We start from the raw sequence: 16,879 nt of genomic DNA, 5'->3' as shown, positions 1-16,879 counted from the left end.
CTCACCGGTCCGACGCGCGGGCCAGCGCGCGGCCGATGATCCGGGCGGCGTCGGGGAAGCGGTCGGGGTCCGGGCCGGAGTAGTTGAGGCGGATGAACGAGCCGGACGGCTCGGCCGGGAACCACTCGGCGCCGGGCGCGATCACGACGCCCTCGGCTTCGCAGTCGCGGGCGAGCCGGTCCCGGTCGGTCTCGTCGGGCAGCCGGGCCCAGAGGTTCAGGCCACCGGGCGGCACGTGCTCCAGGTGCGCGTCGGGCACGTGCTCGGCCAGGCTGTCGACCAGCAGGTCGCGTCGGGCGCGCAGCTCGTGGCGCAGGGCGCGCAGGTGGGTGCGCCACCCGGGCTGGGTGACGACGTCGAGCGCCGCGGCCTGGAGCACCCCGCTGACGTACATCGACTCCGCGCTGCGGTCGGCGATGATGCGGTCGCGCGCCGGGCCGCGGGCGACCACGGCGGCGACCCGCACGGCCGGTGACACGCTCTTCGTCAACGAGCGCAGGTAGACCACGTGACCCGCGTCGTCGTGCGCCGCCACGGGCCGCGCGGTGGTGTCGATGCCGAAGTCGTGCGCCCAGTCGTCCTCCACCAGGAATGCGCCGTGGTCGCGGACGACGTCGAGGACCTGCCCGACCAGTTCCGGCGACCACTGCGCCCCGGTCGGGTTGGCGTAGTTCGGCTGGGCGTAGAACGCGCGTGCCCCGGTCTCCTCGAACGCGCGCGCCAGCTCGTCCGGGTCCGGACCGGCCGCCGTGCTGGGCACCGGCACGACCCGCACACCGGCCTGCGCCGCGGCCAGGATCGCGCCCCAGTAGGTCGGCGACTCGATCAGCAGCGGCCGGCCGGCGCCGACGAGGGCGCGGAAGATCGAGCTGAGGCCGCTCTGGCTGCCGGGCAGGACCACGACGTCACGCGCGGCGGGTGGGGCCACCCCGGTCGGCGTGGCCTGGCCGAGTTCGCCCGCGAACCACGCCCGCAGCTCCGGCAGCCCGGCGGTGTCCGACCTGGCCAGCGCCGCGTCGGCGCGGGCGGCGCGGGCGAGGGCGGCACGCACCAGCCGTTCGGGGAGCAGGCCGCGGTCGGGGTAGCCGGAGTGCAGCCCGATCTCGTCCGGCAGCTGCCCGCGCAGGGGCGTGGCCAGGACGGGCGTTCGCGGTGACCGGAGGGCGCCGGTCTGCCAGCCGTAGTCCGGCGGCCGCACGGTCCGCACGGCGCGGACGAACGTGCCCACGCCGGGACGTGACTCCACGAGCCCCGCCGAGGCGAGCGCGTGCACCGCCTTCTGGACCGTCACCGGGCCGGCGCCGTACTGCGCCATCAGCGCCCGGTTGGACGGCACCCGCGCGCCCGGCGGCGCTTGCGCGATCCACGCGCGCAGCCCGGCCACGATACGTGCGGTGCTATCGTTGGACATGTTGGCAGACGATAGCGTTACTGTCCGTCCGGCGCCGGTGCTATCGCCTGCTCGGGCTGGCCTGGGGTGGGGCCTGCTCGGCGTGGTGGCGTTCTCGTTCACCGTTCCCCTCACCCGGATCGCGGTCGCGGGACTGTCCCCGCTGTTCGTCGGCTCGGCCCGCGCGGTCGTCGCGGCGCTGCTCGCCGGTGCCGCGCTCGCCCTCACCCGGCAGTCCCGGCCGACCGGTGCGCAGTGGGCGCGGCTGGCCGTGGTCGCGGGCGGTGTCGTCGCGGGCTTCCCGCTGCTGACCTCGTACGCGCTGACGACCGCGTCGGCCGGGCACAGCGCCGTGGTGATCGCGTTGCTGCCGGCCGCGACCGCGGTCATGGCCGTGGTGCGCGGCAAGGAACGGCCGCCTTCGGCGTTCTGGGGCTCGGCGGCGGCCGGTGTGGTCGCCGCGCTGGTGTTCGCGTCGCTGTCGGGTGCCGGATTCGGGCCGCCGCGCTGGTCGGACCTGCTGCTGTTCGGCGCGGTCGCCACGGCCGCGGTCGGCTACGCGGAGGGCGGGTTGCTGGCCCGCGAACTCGGCTCCTGGCAGACGGTGTCCTGGGCGCTGGTGCTGTCCTCGCCCGTGATGGTCACCCTGGCCGCGGTCTCGGCGGTCCAGCGGCCACCGTCCGGGACGGCCGGGCAGTGGGCGGCGTTCGCCTACCTGGCCGTGGTGAGCATGTTCCTGGGGTTCTTCGCCTGGTACCGCGGCCTGGCGATCGGGCCGATGGCGCGGGTCAGCCAGGTGCAGCTGGTCCAGCCCGTGCTGACCATCGGGTGGGCCGCGCTGCTGCTGCGCGAGCGGCTGACCTGGCCGACGCTCTTGGGCGGTGTCGCCGTGGTCGGCTGCGCGGCCCTCGCGGTGCGCATCCGCCTCGACCGCGGTTGACTCCGCCGGCCCGGCGCGGGCGCGGGTGTGCCACCTCGTGCCGGCGGGCAGCCGGGCGGCAAGGAGTTCACTGCGCGGCCCGCTTCCAAGGCCGAGTTCCGCGAGCGGGGCACGGTCGAGCTGCTGGACAACCTGGGCCGGGCACTAGCAGGCGGCGGCGCGGTCCAGCAGCAGCTTGCGCTCCCGCTCGTTGCGGGTGAGCCCGGCGGCCCGCTCGAACTCCTCGCGCGCCTCGGCGTGCCTGCCGAGCTTGACCAGCAGGTCGCCGCGCACGCTCGGCAGCAGGTGGTAGCCCTTCAGCGCGGGCTCGTCCACCAGCTCGTCCACCAGTTCCAGCCCCACCTCCGGGCCGAACGCCATCCCGATCGCCACCGCGTGGTTCAGCTCGACGATCGGTGACGGCGCGACCAGCGACAACGCCTCGTAGAGCCCGGCGACGCGGGTCCAGTCGGTGTCCTGCGGCACGCGGGCCCGCGCGTGGCACGCCGCGATCGCCGCCTGCAACGCGTACGGGCCGCCCGCGCCGCCCAGCGACTCGGCCTTCGCCAACGCCGTCAGGCCGCGGCGGATCAGCAGTTGGTCCCACCGGGCCCGGTTCTGGTCCAGCAGCAGCACGGGTTCGCCGTCCGGGCCGACCCGCGCCTTGGCCCGGGACGCCTGGATCTCCAGCAACGCCACCAGGCCGTGCACCTCGGCTTCGCGCGGCATCAGGCCGGCCAGCACGCGGGCCAGCCGCAGCGCGTCCTCGCACAGCGCCGGGCGCATCCAATCGTCGCCCGCGGTGGCCGAGTAGCCCTCGTTGAAGATCAGGTAGATCACGCCGAGCACGGACGACAGGCGGGCGTCCCGCTCGTCCTCCGCCGGCACCTCGAACGGGACACCGGCCTTGGCCAGCGTCTTCTTGGCCCGCACGATCCGCTGCGCCACGGTCGTCTCGGGCACCAGGAACGCGCGGGCGATCTCGTCGGTGCCCAGGCCGCCGAGCATGCGCAGGGTCAGCGCCACCTGCGCCTCGGTGGACAGCACCGGGTGGCACGCGGTGAACACCAGCCGCAGCAGGTCGTCGTCGATGTCACCGACCTCGGCCGCGGCGTCCGGCGCGTGGTCGTGCTCGGTGTCGCGCCCGATCTGCTCCAGCTTGCGCTGGTAGTTCTGCCTGCGCCGGATCAGGTCGACGGCCCGGTTCTTCGCCGCCGTCATCAACCACGCGCCCGGGTTGCGCGGCACGCCGTGCTCCGGCCACTGCTCCAGGGCGCTGACCAGCGCGTCCTGGGCCAGTTCCTCGGCCAGGCCGACATCGCGCACCATCCGGGCCAGGCCGGCGATCAGCCGGGCGGACTCGATCCGCCACACCGCCTCGACCGCACGCCGCGCATCGGTAGCCATCACGACCTGGGATCAGATCAGCTACCGATGCGCGGCGGCAAGCGGGGTGGGGCCGCCGGGTCAGCCCCGGGCGCGGGCCTCGTCCTGCTGCGCGCGCAGCTCGCGCTCGCGCTCCTTGAGCTCCTCGGAGGCGTTGACGAAGTCGTCCTCGGTGAAGACCTGCCGGATCTCGATCTGGGACTCCTCGCCGGTGGGGTTCGGCACCCGCTTCACCCACTCGACCGCCTCTTCCAGCGACTTGACCTCCAGCAGCCAGAAGCCCGCGATCAGCTCCTTGGTCTCGGTGAACGGGCCGTCGACGACCGTGCGCCGGTCGCCGGAGAAGTAGACCCGCGCGCCCTTGGAGCTGGGGTGCAACCCCTCGCCCGCCAGCAGCACGCCTGCCTTGACCAGCTCCTCGTTGAACGCGGCCATCTCGTTGAGCATCTCCGCGCTCGGCTGGGCCCCGGCCTCGGTCTCCTCGGTCGCCTTCACGATCACCATGAAACGCATTGTGGTTCTCCCTGTCGGTTCGTCCGGCCGGTCCATCCTGGCCTCTACTGACGCGACGAACGAAGGGGGTCGTGGTTCGACACGTCCGCCGATTTTTCTTCAAGATTTTTCAGCGGGCCGCTGACCAGCGGTTCTACGTGATGGGCGAGCCTCCGGTCACGCCGACGACCTCGCCGGTGATGTAGCTGGACTCGGCGGAGGCGAGGAAGACGTACAGCGGCGCGAGCTCGGCGGGCTGCCCGGCGCGGCCCATGGGCGCCTGTTCGCCGAAGCTCTCCACCTTCTCCGGCGGCATGGTGGCCGGGATGAGCGGCGTCCACACCGGACCGGGTGCGACCGAGTTCGCCCGGATCTTGCGGTCGACCAGGTTCTGCGCCAGGCCCTTGGTGAAGTTCACGATCGCCGCCTTGCTGGTGGCGTAGTCGAGGAGCTGGAAGGACGGCTGGAAGCCCTGGATGGACGACGTGGTGATGATCGAGGAGCCCTCGGGCATGTGCGGCACGGCCGCCTTGCACAGCCAGAACATCGCGTACACGTTGGTCTTCATGACGCGGTCGAACTGCTCGGTGGTGATGTCGAGCAGGCCGCCGGCCTGGGACATCTGGTAGGCGGCGTTGCTGACCAGGACGTCGATCCGGCCGAACTCCTCGACCGCGCGGGCCACGACGGCCGCGCAGTGCGACTCCTCCCGCAGGTCGCCGGGCACGGTGACCGCCTTGCGCCCGGCCTCCTCCACCAGCCGCGCGGTGTCGCGGGCGTCCTTCTCCTCGTCGGGCAGGTAGGCGATGAGCACGTCGGCGCCCTCGCGCGCGAACGCCAGCGCGACGGCGCGGCCGATGCCGGAGTCGCCGCCGGTGATCAGCGCCTTCTTGTCGGTGAGCCGTCCCGTGCCGCGGTAGGTCGCCTCGCCGTGGTCGGGGGTGGGACGGACGTCGTCGGTCAGCCCGGGGTATGCGATGGGGGTCTCGGTCTCGGCCATGCCCGGAGGGTGCCCACGGGCGTGCGGCCTGAACACGCCCGAGGGCGCACCTCCGGGTGGAGGCGCGCCCTCGGGCGTGTGTGTTGTCGTGAGGTCAGCGGCGCAGCGCGCGCTGGACCGTGAAGGCGCCCGGGCCGAGGACCGCGAGCAGCAGGAACACCCAGCTGTACACGGCGGCCAGCTCACCCATGTTGTGCATCGGCAGCAGGGCTTCCGGCTGGTGCACGGTGAAGTAGGCGTAGGCCATCGCGCCGGACAGCACGAACGCCGCCGGGCGTGCGGCCAGGCCGACCAGCACCAGGGTCGCGCCGACCAACTCGATCACGCTGCCGTACCAGCCCGGCCACGAGCCGAACGCGACCGCGGTGCCCTGGCCGTCGATGCCGCCGAAGAAGCCGAGGCCCTGCAGGCCGTGCAGGCCGAACAGGAACGACACGACGACGCGGAAGGCGGCGAGCACCAGGTCGTTGCGCTTGGCGGCGGTGGAGGTGGTGGGGTGGGCGGCGGCGCGGCGGGTGTCGGTCGTGGTGGTCATCTCGGGCTCCCCTGCTCGATGGCTCTTCCCAGCTCTTACTGGGACGACGAACGGGGACCCCGCCGGATCGACACGTCCGCCGAACTTTCTTCCGGACTTTTTTCCGCGAACGTGAGCCGGAGGGTGAAACGGCTGGTCGGAGCCGGTAGGCGTTGGCCGCGGCGGAAGAAGCGGACCTGGTGCGGGTCGGCCGCCTCGGCGCGCATGGCCGCCAGGTCGGCCTCGGTAGGCGCGCGGGCAACCGAGGGGCCCGGCCGGTGGTCGAGCGGCGGCGGTGGCCGGTCGTCGTCGGGCAGGGCAGGGCGGTCGACGCGGCACGCGATCAGGCCCTCGGTGTCGGGGACGTCCAGCGGGAGCACGGGCGCGGGCCAGACGTAGTCGAGGTCGTCCGGCACGTCGGGGAACAGCGGGCGGTAGTGGTCGGGGTCCTTGCGCAGGAGGGCGGACCGGTGGCTGCGGTGCAGGTCGTCGTCACCGAGCCAGGGCGGCAGGAGGCCTTCGGCCAGGCACCAGGACCAGGTCGGCTCCCGGCCGCCGGTGTAGTCGAGGAGGGCGGCGCGCAGGCCGTCGCGGTGGCCCCGGCGCCGCCACTCGTCGCACACCGCCACGCCGTAGGCGACCAGCGCGGGCGTGAAGCCGCGCCACATCCGCACCGCCGGGTGGTTCTTCCAGCCGTAGGTCGGCCAGACCAGGGCGCGCAGGATCTGCAGGGTCTCGACGCGCTGCTTGCCGAGCCGCCGCGCGTCGAGCACGGCGGCGCTGCCGGCGAAGGTGGCGCAGGGCAGGAACGTCTGCACACCGGCGACCTACCCCCGGTGGCGGCGGTCAAGCGCGCGGTCGGCAAAAGACCGGTGGGCTGTTAGCCTGCGGCGGTGGAGTTCAAGCGCGCGAGGCGGCCCGAGCAGGTCGAGCAGCGGCGGCGCACGATCCTCGACACGGCGTGCGCGATGCTGCGGGAGCGGCCCGTCGCGGACATCTCGTTGCGCGAGCTGAGCGACCGGGTCGGGCTCGCGAAGTCGAACGTGCTGCGGTACTTCGACAGCCGGGAGGCGATCTTCCTGGAGGTGCTGGACCAGGAGTGGGGCGCCTGGCTGGACGAGGTGGAGGAGGCGCCGGCTCCGGTCGGCGAGGTGGAGGCGGTCGCGACGGTGGTGGCGACGTCGTTGCTGCGCCGGAGGCTGCTGTGCGAGTTGATCAGCGGCATGGCGGGTGTGCTGGAGCGCAACATCTCGGTGGACTTCGCGCGCGTGTTCAAGCGCCGGGCGCACGAGCACACGGCCAGGCTGGCGGACCTGGTGCGGGCCCGGGTGCCGGTGCTGGACGAGGCCGCCGCGCTGCACTTCGCCCGTGCCGTGCTGGTGATGACGGCCGGCCTGTGGCCCCACGCGAACCCCACGGAGGCGGTGGCGCAGGTGATGCGCGAGCTGGGCGGGTCGACGGCGGCGGAGCTGGTGCGCGAGGGCCTGACCGAGGGCCTGGTCAACCAGCTGGTGGGTTTGGTCGCCCGAGCCTGACCCGGGGCTCTAGGGTTCGACATCGTGAAGGCACTCGTGGTTCGCGGTGGCTGGGCCGGGCACTCGCCGGTGGAGGCCACCGACTCGTTCCTGCCGTTCCTGCGGTCGTCGGGCTTCGCGGTCGACGTGTCGGACTCGCTGGACGTCTACGACGACCGCCTCGGCACCTACGACCTGGTCCTCCAGTGCTGGAGCGACGGGGTGCTGACCGACGACCAGTTCGCCTGCCTGGAAGCGGCGGTGCGGGGTGGCACGGGGCTGGCCGGGTGGCACGGCGGCCTGGTGGACGCGTTCCGCCACTCCCGCGGCTACCTGCAGCTGGTCGGTGGCCAGTTCGTCGCGCACCCCGGCGATTTCGTGGACCACCGGGTGGAGATCACGTCCACCCACCCGATCGTGGAGGGCATCGAGGGGTTCGAGCTGCGGACCGAGCAGTACTGGGTGCTGACCGACGGCCTCAACGACGTCCACGCGACGACGACGTTCGCCGCCGCGTCGCCCTGGCACGCCCAGCTGACCGTGCCCGCCGTGTGGACCCGCCGGTGGGGTGCGGGCCGGGTCTTCGCCTGCACGATCGGCCACCAGCCTGCCGACCTGGACCTGCCGCCCGTCCGCCTGCTGATCGAACGCGGCCTCCTCTGGGCCACCCGCCACTGACCCGGGAGTCCAACGCTCAGCGCGCGAGAGTCCAACGTTCGGGAGCGGTGGATTCAACGCTCACGGGCCGCCGGTCACTCACCCGAAGCGGGCAGGGCGGCGGGCTCCGAGTCGGCCAGGTTCTCCGGCAGCCTCAGCCCCTCGTGCAGCGGCACGAGCTCGGACTGCAGCACGAGTGCCGCCCCGCCGATCGCGGACGCCGTGGCGGCCGAACGGGACAGCCGCACGTCCACGCCGTGCGCCGCGCGCGAGAAGAACGCCCGGTCCAGCTCGTCGCGCACCACGGGCAGGTAGACCGACCCGGCGATGGCGAAGCTGGGCCCGGTCAGCACCAGGACCTCCAGGTCCATGATGTTCGCCAACGTCCGCGCCGCCACCGCGATGTACCGCGCCGACCGCTCCAGGATCGCCAACGCGGACGGTTCGCCACGACGCGCCGCCCGGCTCACCGCCGCGAAGTCCGACGACACCGACCGCGCCCGCCCGGTCAGCCCCGCCGACCCGGCCAGCGCCGCGTCCGCCCGGGCCGCCGCCACCACGGCCGCCGGCCCCGCCAGCACCTCCACGCACCCACGCGCGCCGCACCAGCACTCCGGCCCGTTGGCGTCGACGCAGATGTGCCCGATCTCGCCGGCGTTGCCGCTGCTGCCCCGGTACGTGATGCCGTTGATGACCAGGCCCGCGCCGATGCCCGTGCCCATGTAGAGCGCCGCCGAGATCGCCGTGCCGCCGATGCCGCCCGACCAGTGCTCGCCCAACGCCGCCGCGGTGGCGTCGTTGTCCAGCACCACCGGCAGGCTCGTCGCCCGCTCCAGCTCCTGGTCGAGCGGGAAGTCCTCCCACTTGCGCATGGACGGCGGGGTGAGCCCCATGCCGGTGTCCGAGCTGAGCGGCCCGGGGGAGACCAGGCCCAGTCCCAGCACCCGCTTGTGGTCGACGCCGACGCCGTCGATCAGGCCCTTCACCTCGGCCGCCATCCGGGCCACCACGGTCCGCGGTTCCGCCGCGCCCGCGCCCGCCCTCGAAATGCGCGCGACGACCGATCCGCCGAGATTGGTCAGCACGTAGGTGATGCCCGCGTGGTCCAGGTGCACGCCGACCGCGTACCGGGAGGAGTGGTTGAGCTGCAGCAGCACCCTGCGCTTGCCGCCGGTCGACTCGGCCCGCCCGGTCTCCACGACCAGGCCCTCGTCGATGAGCTTGCGGACGACGGTCGAGATCGTGGCGCCGGTGAAGCCGGTGGCGTTGATCAGGCCGACGCGGCTGATGGTGCCCGCCGCGCGGATCACGTCGAGCACGGCGGACTTGCTGCTCGCGTGTTGCGTCGCCCGCGCCGGTCCGCTCACGTGGTCCCCCGCGTTCGTCTTAGTTCGTTCGACGGACGAAGAGTAGCAACTTGACCGGTAGATGACGCCGAGGTGTTGACTTCGTTTCTTCGATGACTTAACAATCTGCCTCAACGCGGGACCGCGGCCGGTCTCGGGCCACGAGAGGAATCGACGATGTTCCTGAAGGCAAGGCGCTTCTCACGGGCGCGCATGGCGGCGGCCGGACTGGCCGCGGTCGCCATGCTCGCGACTGCGTGTGGCGGATCGAGTGCGGGCGGTGACGCGAACAAGGACACGCTGATCGTGTACACCGGCCAGTCCGGTGACTGGCAGCTGAACTTCAACCCGTTCTCGCCGACCATGCTGGAAGGCCCCGGCACGATCTTCGAGCCGCTGTTCTTCTTCAACAACATCCGCGACGTCGAGCCGCGACCCCGCCTGGGCAAGAGCTTCGAGTGGAACGCCGACGGCACCCAGCTCGACATCGAGCTGCGCGACGACGCCAAGTGGACGGACGGGCAGAAGTTCACCGCCAAGGACGTCGTCTTCACCCTCGACATGGTCGCCAAGAACGCGACCATGAACAGCACCGGCTACAAGGGCGTCGCCACCGCGGTGGACGACACCCACGTGACGATCAAGTTCACCGAGCCGTCCTTCATGGAGGGCCCGCAGGTCCTCGGCCGGATCTGGATGGTCCCCGAGCACAAGTGGAAGGACATCGCGACCCCCGGCACCGACGTCGTCAAGGAGCCGGTCGGCACCGGCCCGTTCATGCTGGAGGAGTTCAAGGCCCAGGCGTTCACGCTCAAGGCCAACCCCGACTACCACTCCGGCGAGCCCGCCCTGAAGAAGGTCCGCTACCTCGCGCTGTCGGGCAACCAGTCCGGTGAGGCCGCGCTGCGCGCCGGCCAGATCGACTGGCAGACCGGCCCCGTCCCGGACATCGCCAACGTCGAGAAGAACTACCCCGGCTACAAGGCGATCACCATCCCGATGAACCAGGTCGCCCTGTTCACCTGCTCGAACGCCGACCTCGGCTGCCAGGGCCCGCAGACCGACGTGGCCGTGCGCAAGGCGATCTACTACGCCATCAACCGCACCCAGATCAACTCGCTCGCGTTCGAGAACACCGCCAGCGAGGTCTCGCCCGGCGCCGCGCTCCTCGAGCGGGACAAGGACCAGATCTCCTCGAAGCTCACCGAGAAGACCGCCCCGATGCAGCCCGACACGGCCAAGGCCACGCAGCTGCTGGAGGCCGCCGGCTACACCAAGGGCGGCGACGGGATCTACGCCAAGGACGGCAAGCCGCTGGCCATGACCCTGAAGGTCGTCGCCGGCTGGACCGACTACATCACCGCCGTCGACACGATGTCCCAGCAGCTGCAGCAGGCCGGCATCAAGGTCACCGCGCAGCAGGTGTCCTGGAACGAGTGGTCCGACGCGCGCGGCCGCGGCCAGTTCGAGCTGCTGATCGACTCCCTGCACCAGGGCCCGGCGCCCGACCCGTTCTACAACGCGTCCTACTTCTTCAGCACCGCGACCACGGCCAAGGTCGGCGAGGTGGCCAACCCGAACTTCTCCCGGTTCTCCAACCCGCAGGTGGACGCCGCGCTCGCCGCGCTGAAGGGCGTCGACCCCGAGGACGACGCCGCCCGCCAGCCGTACTTCGACACCATCCAGACCGAGATCGAGAAGTCGATCCCGTACATCCCGGTCCTGACCGGCGGCACCACCAGCGAGTTCAACGCCAAGAAGTTCACCGGCTGGCCCACCAAGGAAGACCTCTACTCGTTCCCGGCCGTCTGGGCGCGCCCGGAGCACTCCGAGATCTACCTGAAGCTCAAGCCGGCCGGCCAGTGAACGACTGAATGAGGCGATAGGCGGACCGATGAGGTACTACGCCCGAAAGTTCGCGTTCTACCTGGTCGCCCTCTGGGCGGCGCTGACGCTGAACTTCTTCATCCCGAGGCTCATGCCGGGCAACCCGGTGGACATCCTCATGGCGAAGCTCGCGCAACGCGGCGGAACCGTGGACCCGTCGGCCCGCAGAGCGTACGAACTGCTGCTCGGCACGAACAGCGGCGAGTCGCTCATCCAGCAGTACTTCGCGTACCTGGGCAACATGTTCCGCGGTGACCTGGGCATCTCGGTGAGCTCGTTCCCCACACCGGTGTCCCAGATCATCGCGGAAGCCCTGCCCTGGACCCTGATGCTCGTCGGCATCGCGACGTTCCTGTCGTTCGCCTTCGGCATCGTCCTGGGCACGTTCGTCGGGTGGCGGCGCGGCACGTGGCTGGACAGCCTCGTGCCCGCCACCACCGTGCTGGCCGCCGTGCCGTACTTCTGGCTGGCGCTGATCCTGGTCGCGGTGCTGTCCTCGGCCCTGGGCTGGTTCCCGCTGCAGGGCGGCTACGACGTGGTGCTGTGGCCCGGCTGGAACGCCGAGTTCATCGGCTCGGCGATCTACTACGGCACCCTGCCCGCGCTGACCATCGTGATCTCGTCGGTCGGCGGCTGGCTGCTGGGCATGCGCAACATGATGGTGTCGGCCACCGCCGAGGACTACGTGCTGACCGCCAAGGCCAAGGGCCTGCGCGACTCCCGGATCATGATCAAGTACGCGGCGCGCAACGCGGTGCTGCCGTCCGTGGCCGGGTTCGCGATCTCGCTCGGGTTCGTGGTGGCCGGTTCGATCATCACCGAGCAGGTGTTCTCCTACCCCGGTATCGGCTCCAAGCTCCTGCAGGCCGTGCAGAACAACGACTACGCCCTCATGCAGGGCATCTTCCTGGTCATCACGGTCGCCGTGCTCGGCGCGAACCTCGTGGTCGACCTGCTCTACGCCGTCATCGACCCGCGCACCCGCGTCAGCGGCTGAGAAGGAGAACGGACACCGTGACGAATCTCAGTGCTGTCACCGTCGAGGCTCCGCGCGGGCGGGCCGGCTGGCGGTCGATGCTGCCGCGCTGGTCGCCCAAGCTCGGCGTCGGCCTCGGCCTGATCGGGGTGATCACGTTCATCGGCGTGATCGGCCCGCTGCTGGTCGGCGACCCGAACACGATCCGCGACCTCGGCCTGACCGGCCCGGGCGGCGAGTTCTGGCTCGGTACCACCCAGACCGGCCAGGACATCGTGGCCCAGCTCGCCCACGCGACCCGCGGCTCGCTCTACATCGGCCTGCTGGTCGGCGTGATGGCGACCGCCCTGTCGGCGCTGTTCGGCATCGTCGGCAGCTACATCGGCGGGTACGTCGACGAGGGCTTCTCCCTGTTCTCCAACGTGATGCTGGTGATCCCCGGCCTGCCGCTGGTGATCGTCATCTCCGCGTTCGTGCCCGCCGACCAGCGCGGCTCGTGGACCATCGCGGTGGTGCTGGCGATCACCGGCTGGGCCGCGTCGGCACGGGTGCTGCGCGCCCAGACGCTGTCGCTGCGCAACCGCGACTACGTCGCCGCCGCCAAGGTCTCCGGCGAGAAGCCGTGGCGCGTCATCACCGTCGAGATCCTGCCGAACCTGCTGCCGCTGCTGGCCTCGCAGTTCGTGTTCTCGGTGATCTACGCGATCCTCAGCGAAGCGGGCCTGTCGTTCCTCGGCCTGGGTGCGTCCAACTCGTCCACGCTCGGCACGATGCTCTACTACGCGCAGAACGGCTTCGCGCTGCAACGCGACGCCTGGTGGTGGTTCGTGCCGCCCGGCCTGATCATCGCCCTGTTCGGCTGCGGCCTGGCGCTGGTCAACTTCAGCATCGACGAGATCATCAACCCCAAGCTCCGCGACATCCCCCGCCGCGACAAGGCGGAGGCCGAGCGCGCGCCCGCGCCCGTGAAGCGCACGGACGACGACGTGGTGCTGACCGTCAACGACCTCTCCGTCGTGTACCAGGTGGAGAAGCCGGTGCACGCGGTCAAGGACGTCTCGCTCACGCTGCGGCGCGGCGAGATCCTGGGCCTGGCCGGCGAGTCCGGCTGCGGCAAGACGACCCTGGCCTACGCCGTCAACCGGCTGCACCGGCCACCCGCCGAGGTGACCACCGGCTCGGTCACGTTCCACGACCGCGAGGGTGGCGACATCGACGTGCTCGCGCTGACGCCCGGCGAACTGCGGGCGTTCCGCTGGTCGAAGCTGTCCATGGTGTTCCAGGGCGCGATGAACGCGCTGAACCCCGTCATCACGATCCGGGCGCAGCTGGACGACGTGCTCACCACCCACCGGCCGGAGATGACCAAGGCCCAGCGCAAGGCCAAGTGCGAGGAAGTCCTCAAGCTGGTCGGCGTGGACGTGCGGCGGCTCAGCTCCTTCCCGCACGAATTGTCCGGCGGCATGAGGCAACGCGTCATGATCGCCATGGCGCTGCTGCTCGACCCCCAGGTCATGATCATGGACGAGCCGACGACCGCGCTCGACGTGGTCGTGCAGCGCGGCATCCTGCGGGAGATCCTGCGGCTGCGCGACGAGATCGGCTTCGCCGTCCTGTTCATCACCCACGACCTGCCGCTGCTGCTCGAGCTCGCCGACCGCATCGCCGTGATGAAGGAGGGCGAGGTCGTCGAGTACGCCACCGCCCAGGACATGTTCGAACAGCCCGCGCACCCCTACACCCGCCAACTGCTCGACTCGTTCCCCAGCCTCACCGGCGAACGCGGTTCGTTCGTCCGCTCCGGCGAGGAGATGACGCCGGTCAAGAGGTCCGGCGAGCCCACTTCGCCCGGAGGTGTCCGATGACCACGCTGGAAGCTCGCGACCTGGTCAAGGACTTCCACGTCCGGGTCGGCCTGCGCCGCGTCCGGCTGCGCGCCGTGGACAACGTGTCGTTCACCCTCACCCCCGGCCGCACCGTCGCCCTGGTCGGCGAATCCGGCTCCGGCAAGTCCACCATCGCCAGGATGATCGCCCGGCTGGAGAAGCCCAGCGCCGGCGCCATCACCCTGACCAGCCCGGACGGGCGCCGCGTGCCCGACCGGGCGTACCGCGACAACGTCCAGATGGTGTTCCAGGACCCGTTCGCCTCGCTGAACCCGTTCCACACCATCGAGCACCACCTGGCCCGGCCGTTGAAGCTGCACGGCAAGCCGCACGGCTGGGAAGAGGTCGTGCAACTGCTCGAACGCGTGTCCCTGCCCGGCCGCGACATCGCCGGACGACGACCGCACGAGCTGTCCGGCGGCCAACGGCAGCGCGTCGCGATCGCGCGGGCGCTCGCACCGGGCGCGAAGGTCGTGGTCGCCGACGAACCGGTGTCCATGCTGGACGTCTCGATCCGGCTCGGCGTGCTCAACCTCATGGCCCGGCTGCAGCGCGAGGAGAACCTCGCCGTCCTCTACATCACCCACGACCTGGCCACCGCGCGGCACTTCTCCGACGACATCCTCGTGCTCTACAAGGGCCGCGTGGTCGAACGGGGACCGGCCGACGAGGTGATCCTCAACCCGCAGCACCCCTACACCAAGATCCTGGCCTCCGCCGCGCCGAACCCCGAGGCGCGCGGCCGTGCCGTCGAGATCGACCCGGCCGACGTGGAACGCGCCGGTGCCGCCGCCGCGTACGACCACAACACCGGGGCGTGGGAGGAAGTCGGGGAAGTGGCCACATGACCGTGACCTGGTCGACGGGCGCGATCAGGCTGGTGCTCGCCCACGCCGAGGACCGGCCGGTCAGCCTGGTCTCGTTGAAGCCCGGCGGCACCGCGGAGGGCGCGGGCGTGCCGCTGGTCGAGGTGCAGGCCCTCGGCCACGGCCGGTTCCCCGGCAGCCACCGCTACGCCGACACCACGATCGGCGCGCGGCTGCGGTACCGCTCGCACGTCGCGTCGGTGGACGAGCTGCGGATCGTGCAGCACGACCCGGTGAGCGGGCTCGTGGTGACGTCGGTGTTCCAAGGCGTGGCCGGCGTGCCCGCGGTGCGCACGTGGACCCAGGTCGACGTCGAAGGCGACGGCTCGGTGTGCCTGCAGGCGGTGACGTCGCTGTCCACCGGGGCGTTCCTGGTGGACGCGGGCCGTTCGGTGGACGAGCTCGACCTCGTGCACGGCGACTCGGACTGGGTCGCCGAGTCGCGCTGGCACCGCACGCCGTTGCGCGAAGCAGGCCTGGTGTCGATGGACCCGACCGTGCACCACCACGCGTCACGCAGCCGGTTCGCGCTGACGTCGCGCAGCTCGTGGTCGACCGGGGAGCACCTGCCGTGCGGCGTGCTGGTCGCGCGGGACGACAGCTGGGCCCTCGCCTGGCAGGTCGAGCACAACGGTGCGTGGCACTGGGAGGTCGGCGAGACGGTCGCGGGCGCGTACGTGGCCGTGCTGGGGCCCACGGACGCCGAGCACCAGTGGTCGCGGGTGGTGACGGCCGGGGACGGCTTCACCACCGTGCCCGTGTCGGTGGCCGTCGTCGAGGGTGGGGTGGACGAGGCGTTCGGTGCGTTGACGCGGCAGCGCCGGGCCACGTTGCGCAACCGGCGCGCACCCGAGCTGCCGGTGATCTTCAACGACTACATGAACACCCTCATGGGCGACCCGACCACGGAGAAGCTGCTGCCGTTGATCGACGCCGCCGCCGAGGTGGGCGCGGACTACTTCTGCGTCGACGCCGGGTGGTACGACGAGGACGGCAAGTGGTGGGACAGCGTCGGCGAGTGGCGGCCGTCGCGGACCAGGTTCCCCGGCGGGTTCGGCGAGGTGACCGACCGGATCCGCGAGCGCGGGATGGTGCCGGGCATCTGGCTGGAGCCCGAGGTCGTCGGCGTGCGGTCGGCACTGGCCCGGTCGTTGCCGGACGAGGCGTTCTTCCAGCGGCAGGGCGCCCGGGTCGGCGAGCACGGCCGGTTCCACCTGGACTTCCGGCACCCCGCGGCGGTGCGCCACGTGGACGAGGTGGTCGACCGGCTGGTCGAGGAGTTCGGCGTCGGGTACATCAAGCTGGACTACAACATCATGCCCGGTGCCGGTACCGACGTCGCCGGCGTGGCGCCCGGTGAAGGACTGCTCGGGCACAACCGCGCGCACCTGGCGTGGCTGGACGCGTTGCTGGCGCGGCATCCCGACCTGCTGCTGGAGAACTGCGCGTCCGGTGCGATGCGGATGGACTACGCGATGCTGTCGCGGCTGCATCTGCAGTCCACTTCGGACCAGCAGAACCCGTTGCTGTACCCGCCGATCGCCGCCGCCGCGCCCGCTTCGGTGCTGCCGGAGCAGGCCGGGAACTGGGCTTACGCGCAGCCGGGGATGACGCCCTCGGAGGCCGCGTTCACCCTGGCGACCGGCGTGCTGGGCCGCCTGTACCTGGCCGGTCGGGTCGACTTGATGGACGCGGCGCAGCGGGCCCTGGTGCGCGAGGCCGTGACCGTCCACAAGGGACTACGGCCGGAGATCGCCGCCTCGGTCCCGTTCTGGCCGCTGGGCTTGACCAACCGCACTGGTCCGTGGGTGGCGCAGGGCTTGCGTGCGGCGGCGAACAGCTACCTGACCGTGTGGCGCCTGCCCGACGCGCCACCGTCCGTGGACCTGCCCGTGCCGCACCTGCGGGGGCAGGACGTCACGGTGGCCCCGGTGTTCCCGGCGGGGTCACCCGAGTGGGTGTTCGAGTGGCACGCGGCCGGCGGCGTGCTGCGCGCCACCTACCGCGGCGCCCACCCGTCCGCGGTCGTGGTGCGACTGGCTTGAT

General features: G+C 71.7%; 14 protein-coding genes and 1 pseudogene. 8 read left to right on the top strand and 7 right to left on the bottom strand.

Annotated elements, in window-relative coordinates:
- Position 1 precedes the first annotated feature (1 nt).
- Entirely contained in the window at positions 2 to 1,411 is a 1,410-nt protein-coding gene (locus B0I31_RS03630; RefSeq protein WP_106613806.1) for an aminotransferase-like domain-containing protein, read from the bottom strand.
- A gap of 37 nt (positions 1,412 to 1,448) precedes the next feature.
- Here B0I31_RS03630 and B0I31_RS03625 point away from each other — a divergent pair, with 37 nt between their 5' ends.
- The gene (locus tag B0I31_RS03625; RefSeq protein ID WP_219910577.1) at positions 1,449 to 2,330 is read left to right on the top strand and encodes a DMT family transporter; all 882 of its coding nucleotides are present in this window, start codon (positions 1,449 to 1,451) and stop codon (positions 2,328 to 2,330) included.
- 144 nt (positions 2,331 to 2,474) lie between these two features.
- On the opposite strand, the gene B0I31_RS03620 is transcribed toward B0I31_RS03625, so the two are convergent.
- The 5 genes and pseudogenes from B0I31_RS03620 to B0I31_RS43030 form a co-directional block, all read right to left on the bottom strand.
- The gene (locus tag B0I31_RS03620) at positions 2,475 to 3,716 is read right to left on the bottom strand and encodes an RNA polymerase sigma factor (protein WP_106613804.1); all 1,242 of its coding nucleotides are present in this window, start codon (positions 3,714 to 3,716) and stop codon (positions 2,475 to 2,477) included.
- 60 nt (positions 3,717 to 3,776) lie between these two features.
- Entirely contained in the window at positions 3,777 to 4,208 is a 432-nt protein-coding gene (locus tag B0I31_RS03615; RefSeq protein WP_106613803.1) for a YciI family protein, read from the bottom strand.
- A 133-nt stretch (positions 4,209 to 4,341) separates the two neighbouring features.
- On the bottom strand, positions 4,342 to 5,187 hold the full coding sequence (locus tag B0I31_RS03610) for an SDR family oxidoreductase (RefSeq protein WP_106613802.1): 846 nt from the start codon (positions 5,185 to 5,187) through the stop codon (positions 4,342 to 4,344).
- Positions 5,188 to 5,281: 94 nt separating this feature from the next.
- Positions 5,282 to 5,722 carry a DoxX family protein gene (locus B0I31_RS03605; RefSeq protein ID WP_106613801.1) on the bottom strand — a complete coding sequence of 147 codons (441 nt, stop codon included), beginning with the start codon at positions 5,720 to 5,722 and terminating at the stop codon, positions 5,282 to 5,284.
- Between the two features lie 350 nt (positions 5,723 to 6,072).
- Positions 6,073 to 6,519: pseudogene (locus tag B0I31_RS43030) on the bottom strand (MSMEG_6728 family protein); the annotation flags it as partial.
- Between the two features lie 75 nt (positions 6,520 to 6,594).
- Here B0I31_RS43030 and B0I31_RS03595 point away from each other — a divergent pair.
- Together B0I31_RS03595 and B0I31_RS03590 are read left to right on the top strand one after the other, a co-directional pair.
- Complete coding sequence (locus B0I31_RS03595) at positions 6,595 to 7,236, top strand: TetR/AcrR family transcriptional regulator (RefSeq protein ID WP_106613800.1); 642 nt, start codon at positions 6,595 to 6,597, stop codon at positions 7,234 to 7,236.
- Between the two features lie 24 nt (positions 7,237 to 7,260).
- The gene (locus B0I31_RS03590) at positions 7,261 to 7,893 is read left to right on the top strand and encodes a ThuA domain-containing protein (RefSeq protein WP_245949637.1); all 633 of its coding nucleotides are present in this window, start codon (positions 7,261 to 7,263) and stop codon (positions 7,891 to 7,893) included.
- A gap of 74 nt (positions 7,894 to 7,967) precedes the next feature.
- Here the strand turns inward: B0I31_RS03590 and B0I31_RS03585 are convergent, their stop codons facing one another.
- The gene (locus tag B0I31_RS03585) at positions 7,968 to 9,239 is read right to left on the bottom strand and encodes an ROK family transcriptional regulator (RefSeq protein WP_106613799.1); all 1,272 of its coding nucleotides are present in this window, start codon (positions 9,237 to 9,239) and stop codon (positions 7,968 to 7,970) included.
- 156 nt (positions 9,240 to 9,395) lie between these two features.
- On the opposite strand from B0I31_RS03585, the gene B0I31_RS03580 reads away from it, so the two are divergent.
- The 5 genes from B0I31_RS03580 to B0I31_RS03560 are packed head-to-tail and all read left to right on the top strand — an operon-like array spanning position 9,396 to position 16,878.
- Positions 9,396 to 11,084, top strand: a complete 1,689-nt coding sequence (locus tag B0I31_RS03580) for an ABC transporter substrate-binding protein (protein ID WP_106613798.1) — start codon at positions 9,396 to 9,398, stop codon at positions 11,082 to 11,084.
- A gap of 28 nt (positions 11,085 to 11,112) precedes the next feature.
- The gene (locus tag B0I31_RS03575) at positions 11,113 to 12,102 is read left to right on the top strand and encodes an ABC transporter permease (protein WP_106613797.1); all 990 of its coding nucleotides are present in this window, start codon (positions 11,113 to 11,115) and stop codon (positions 12,100 to 12,102) included.
- A gap of 17 nt (positions 12,103 to 12,119) precedes the next feature.
- Positions 12,120 to 13,946, top strand: coding sequence for a dipeptide/oligopeptide/nickel ABC transporter permease/ATP-binding protein (locus tag B0I31_RS03570; RefSeq protein ID WP_245949635.1), 1,827 nt, complete (start codon positions 12,120 to 12,122; stop codon positions 13,944 to 13,946).
- Positions 13,943 to 14,815 (top strand): ABC transporter ATP-binding protein, encoded by an 873-nt coding sequence (locus B0I31_RS03565; RefSeq protein WP_106613795.1) that lies wholly within the window; start codon positions 13,943 to 13,945, stop codon positions 14,813 to 14,815. The genes B0I31_RS03570 and B0I31_RS03565 overlap by 4 nt, the downstream gene beginning before the upstream one ends.
- Positions 14,812 to 16,878, top strand: coding sequence for a glycoside hydrolase family 36 protein (locus tag B0I31_RS03560; RefSeq protein ID WP_106613794.1), 2,067 nt, complete (start codon positions 14,812 to 14,814; stop codon positions 16,876 to 16,878). The genes B0I31_RS03565 and B0I31_RS03560 overlap by 4 nt, the downstream gene beginning before the upstream one ends.
- Position 16,879 lies beyond the last annotated feature (1 nt).

Origin of the sequence: Saccharothrix carnea (assembly GCF_003014735.1) — a bacterium.
GTDB classification, from domain to species: domain Bacteria; phylum Actinomycetota; class Actinomycetes; order Mycobacteriales; family Pseudonocardiaceae; genus Actinosynnema; species Actinosynnema carneum.
This window is presented reverse-complemented; position numbering and strand designations above follow the sequence as displayed.

Bases quoted from the DNA above. Each gene is read 5' to 3' on its own strand.
- B0I31_RS03630 (WP_106613806.1), bottom strand. From the start codon at position 1,411: ATGTCCAACGATAGCACCGCACGTATCGTGGCCGGGCTGCGCGCGTGG.
- B0I31_RS03620 (WP_106613804.1), bottom strand. From the start codon at position 3,716: ATGGCTACCGATGCGCGGCGTGCGGTCGAGGCGGTGTGGCGGATCGAG.
- B0I31_RS03615 (WP_106613803.1), bottom strand. From the start codon at position 4,208: ATGCGTTTCATGGTGATCGTGAAGGCGACCGAGGAGACCGAGGCCGGG.
- B0I31_RS03610 (WP_106613802.1), bottom strand. From the start codon at position 5,187: ATGGCCGAGACCGAGACCCCCATCGCATACCCCGGGCTGACCGACGAC.
- B0I31_RS03605 (WP_106613801.1), bottom strand. From the start codon at position 5,722: ATGACCACCACGACCGACACCCGCCGCGCCGCCGCCCACCCCACCACC.
- B0I31_RS03580 (WP_106613798.1), top strand. From the start codon at position 9,396: ATGTTCCTGAAGGCAAGGCGCTTCTCACGGGCGCGCATGGCGGCGGCC.
- B0I31_RS03575 (WP_106613797.1), top strand. From the start codon at position 11,113: ATGAGGTACTACGCCCGAAAGTTCGCGTTCTACCTGGTCGCCCTCTGG.
- B0I31_RS03565 (WP_106613795.1), top strand. From the start codon at position 13,943: ATGACCACGCTGGAAGCTCGCGACCTGGTCAAGGACTTCCACGTCCGG.
- B0I31_RS03560 (WP_106613794.1), top strand. From the start codon at position 14,812: ATGACCGTGACCTGGTCGACGGGCGCGATCAGGCTGGTGCTCGCCCAC.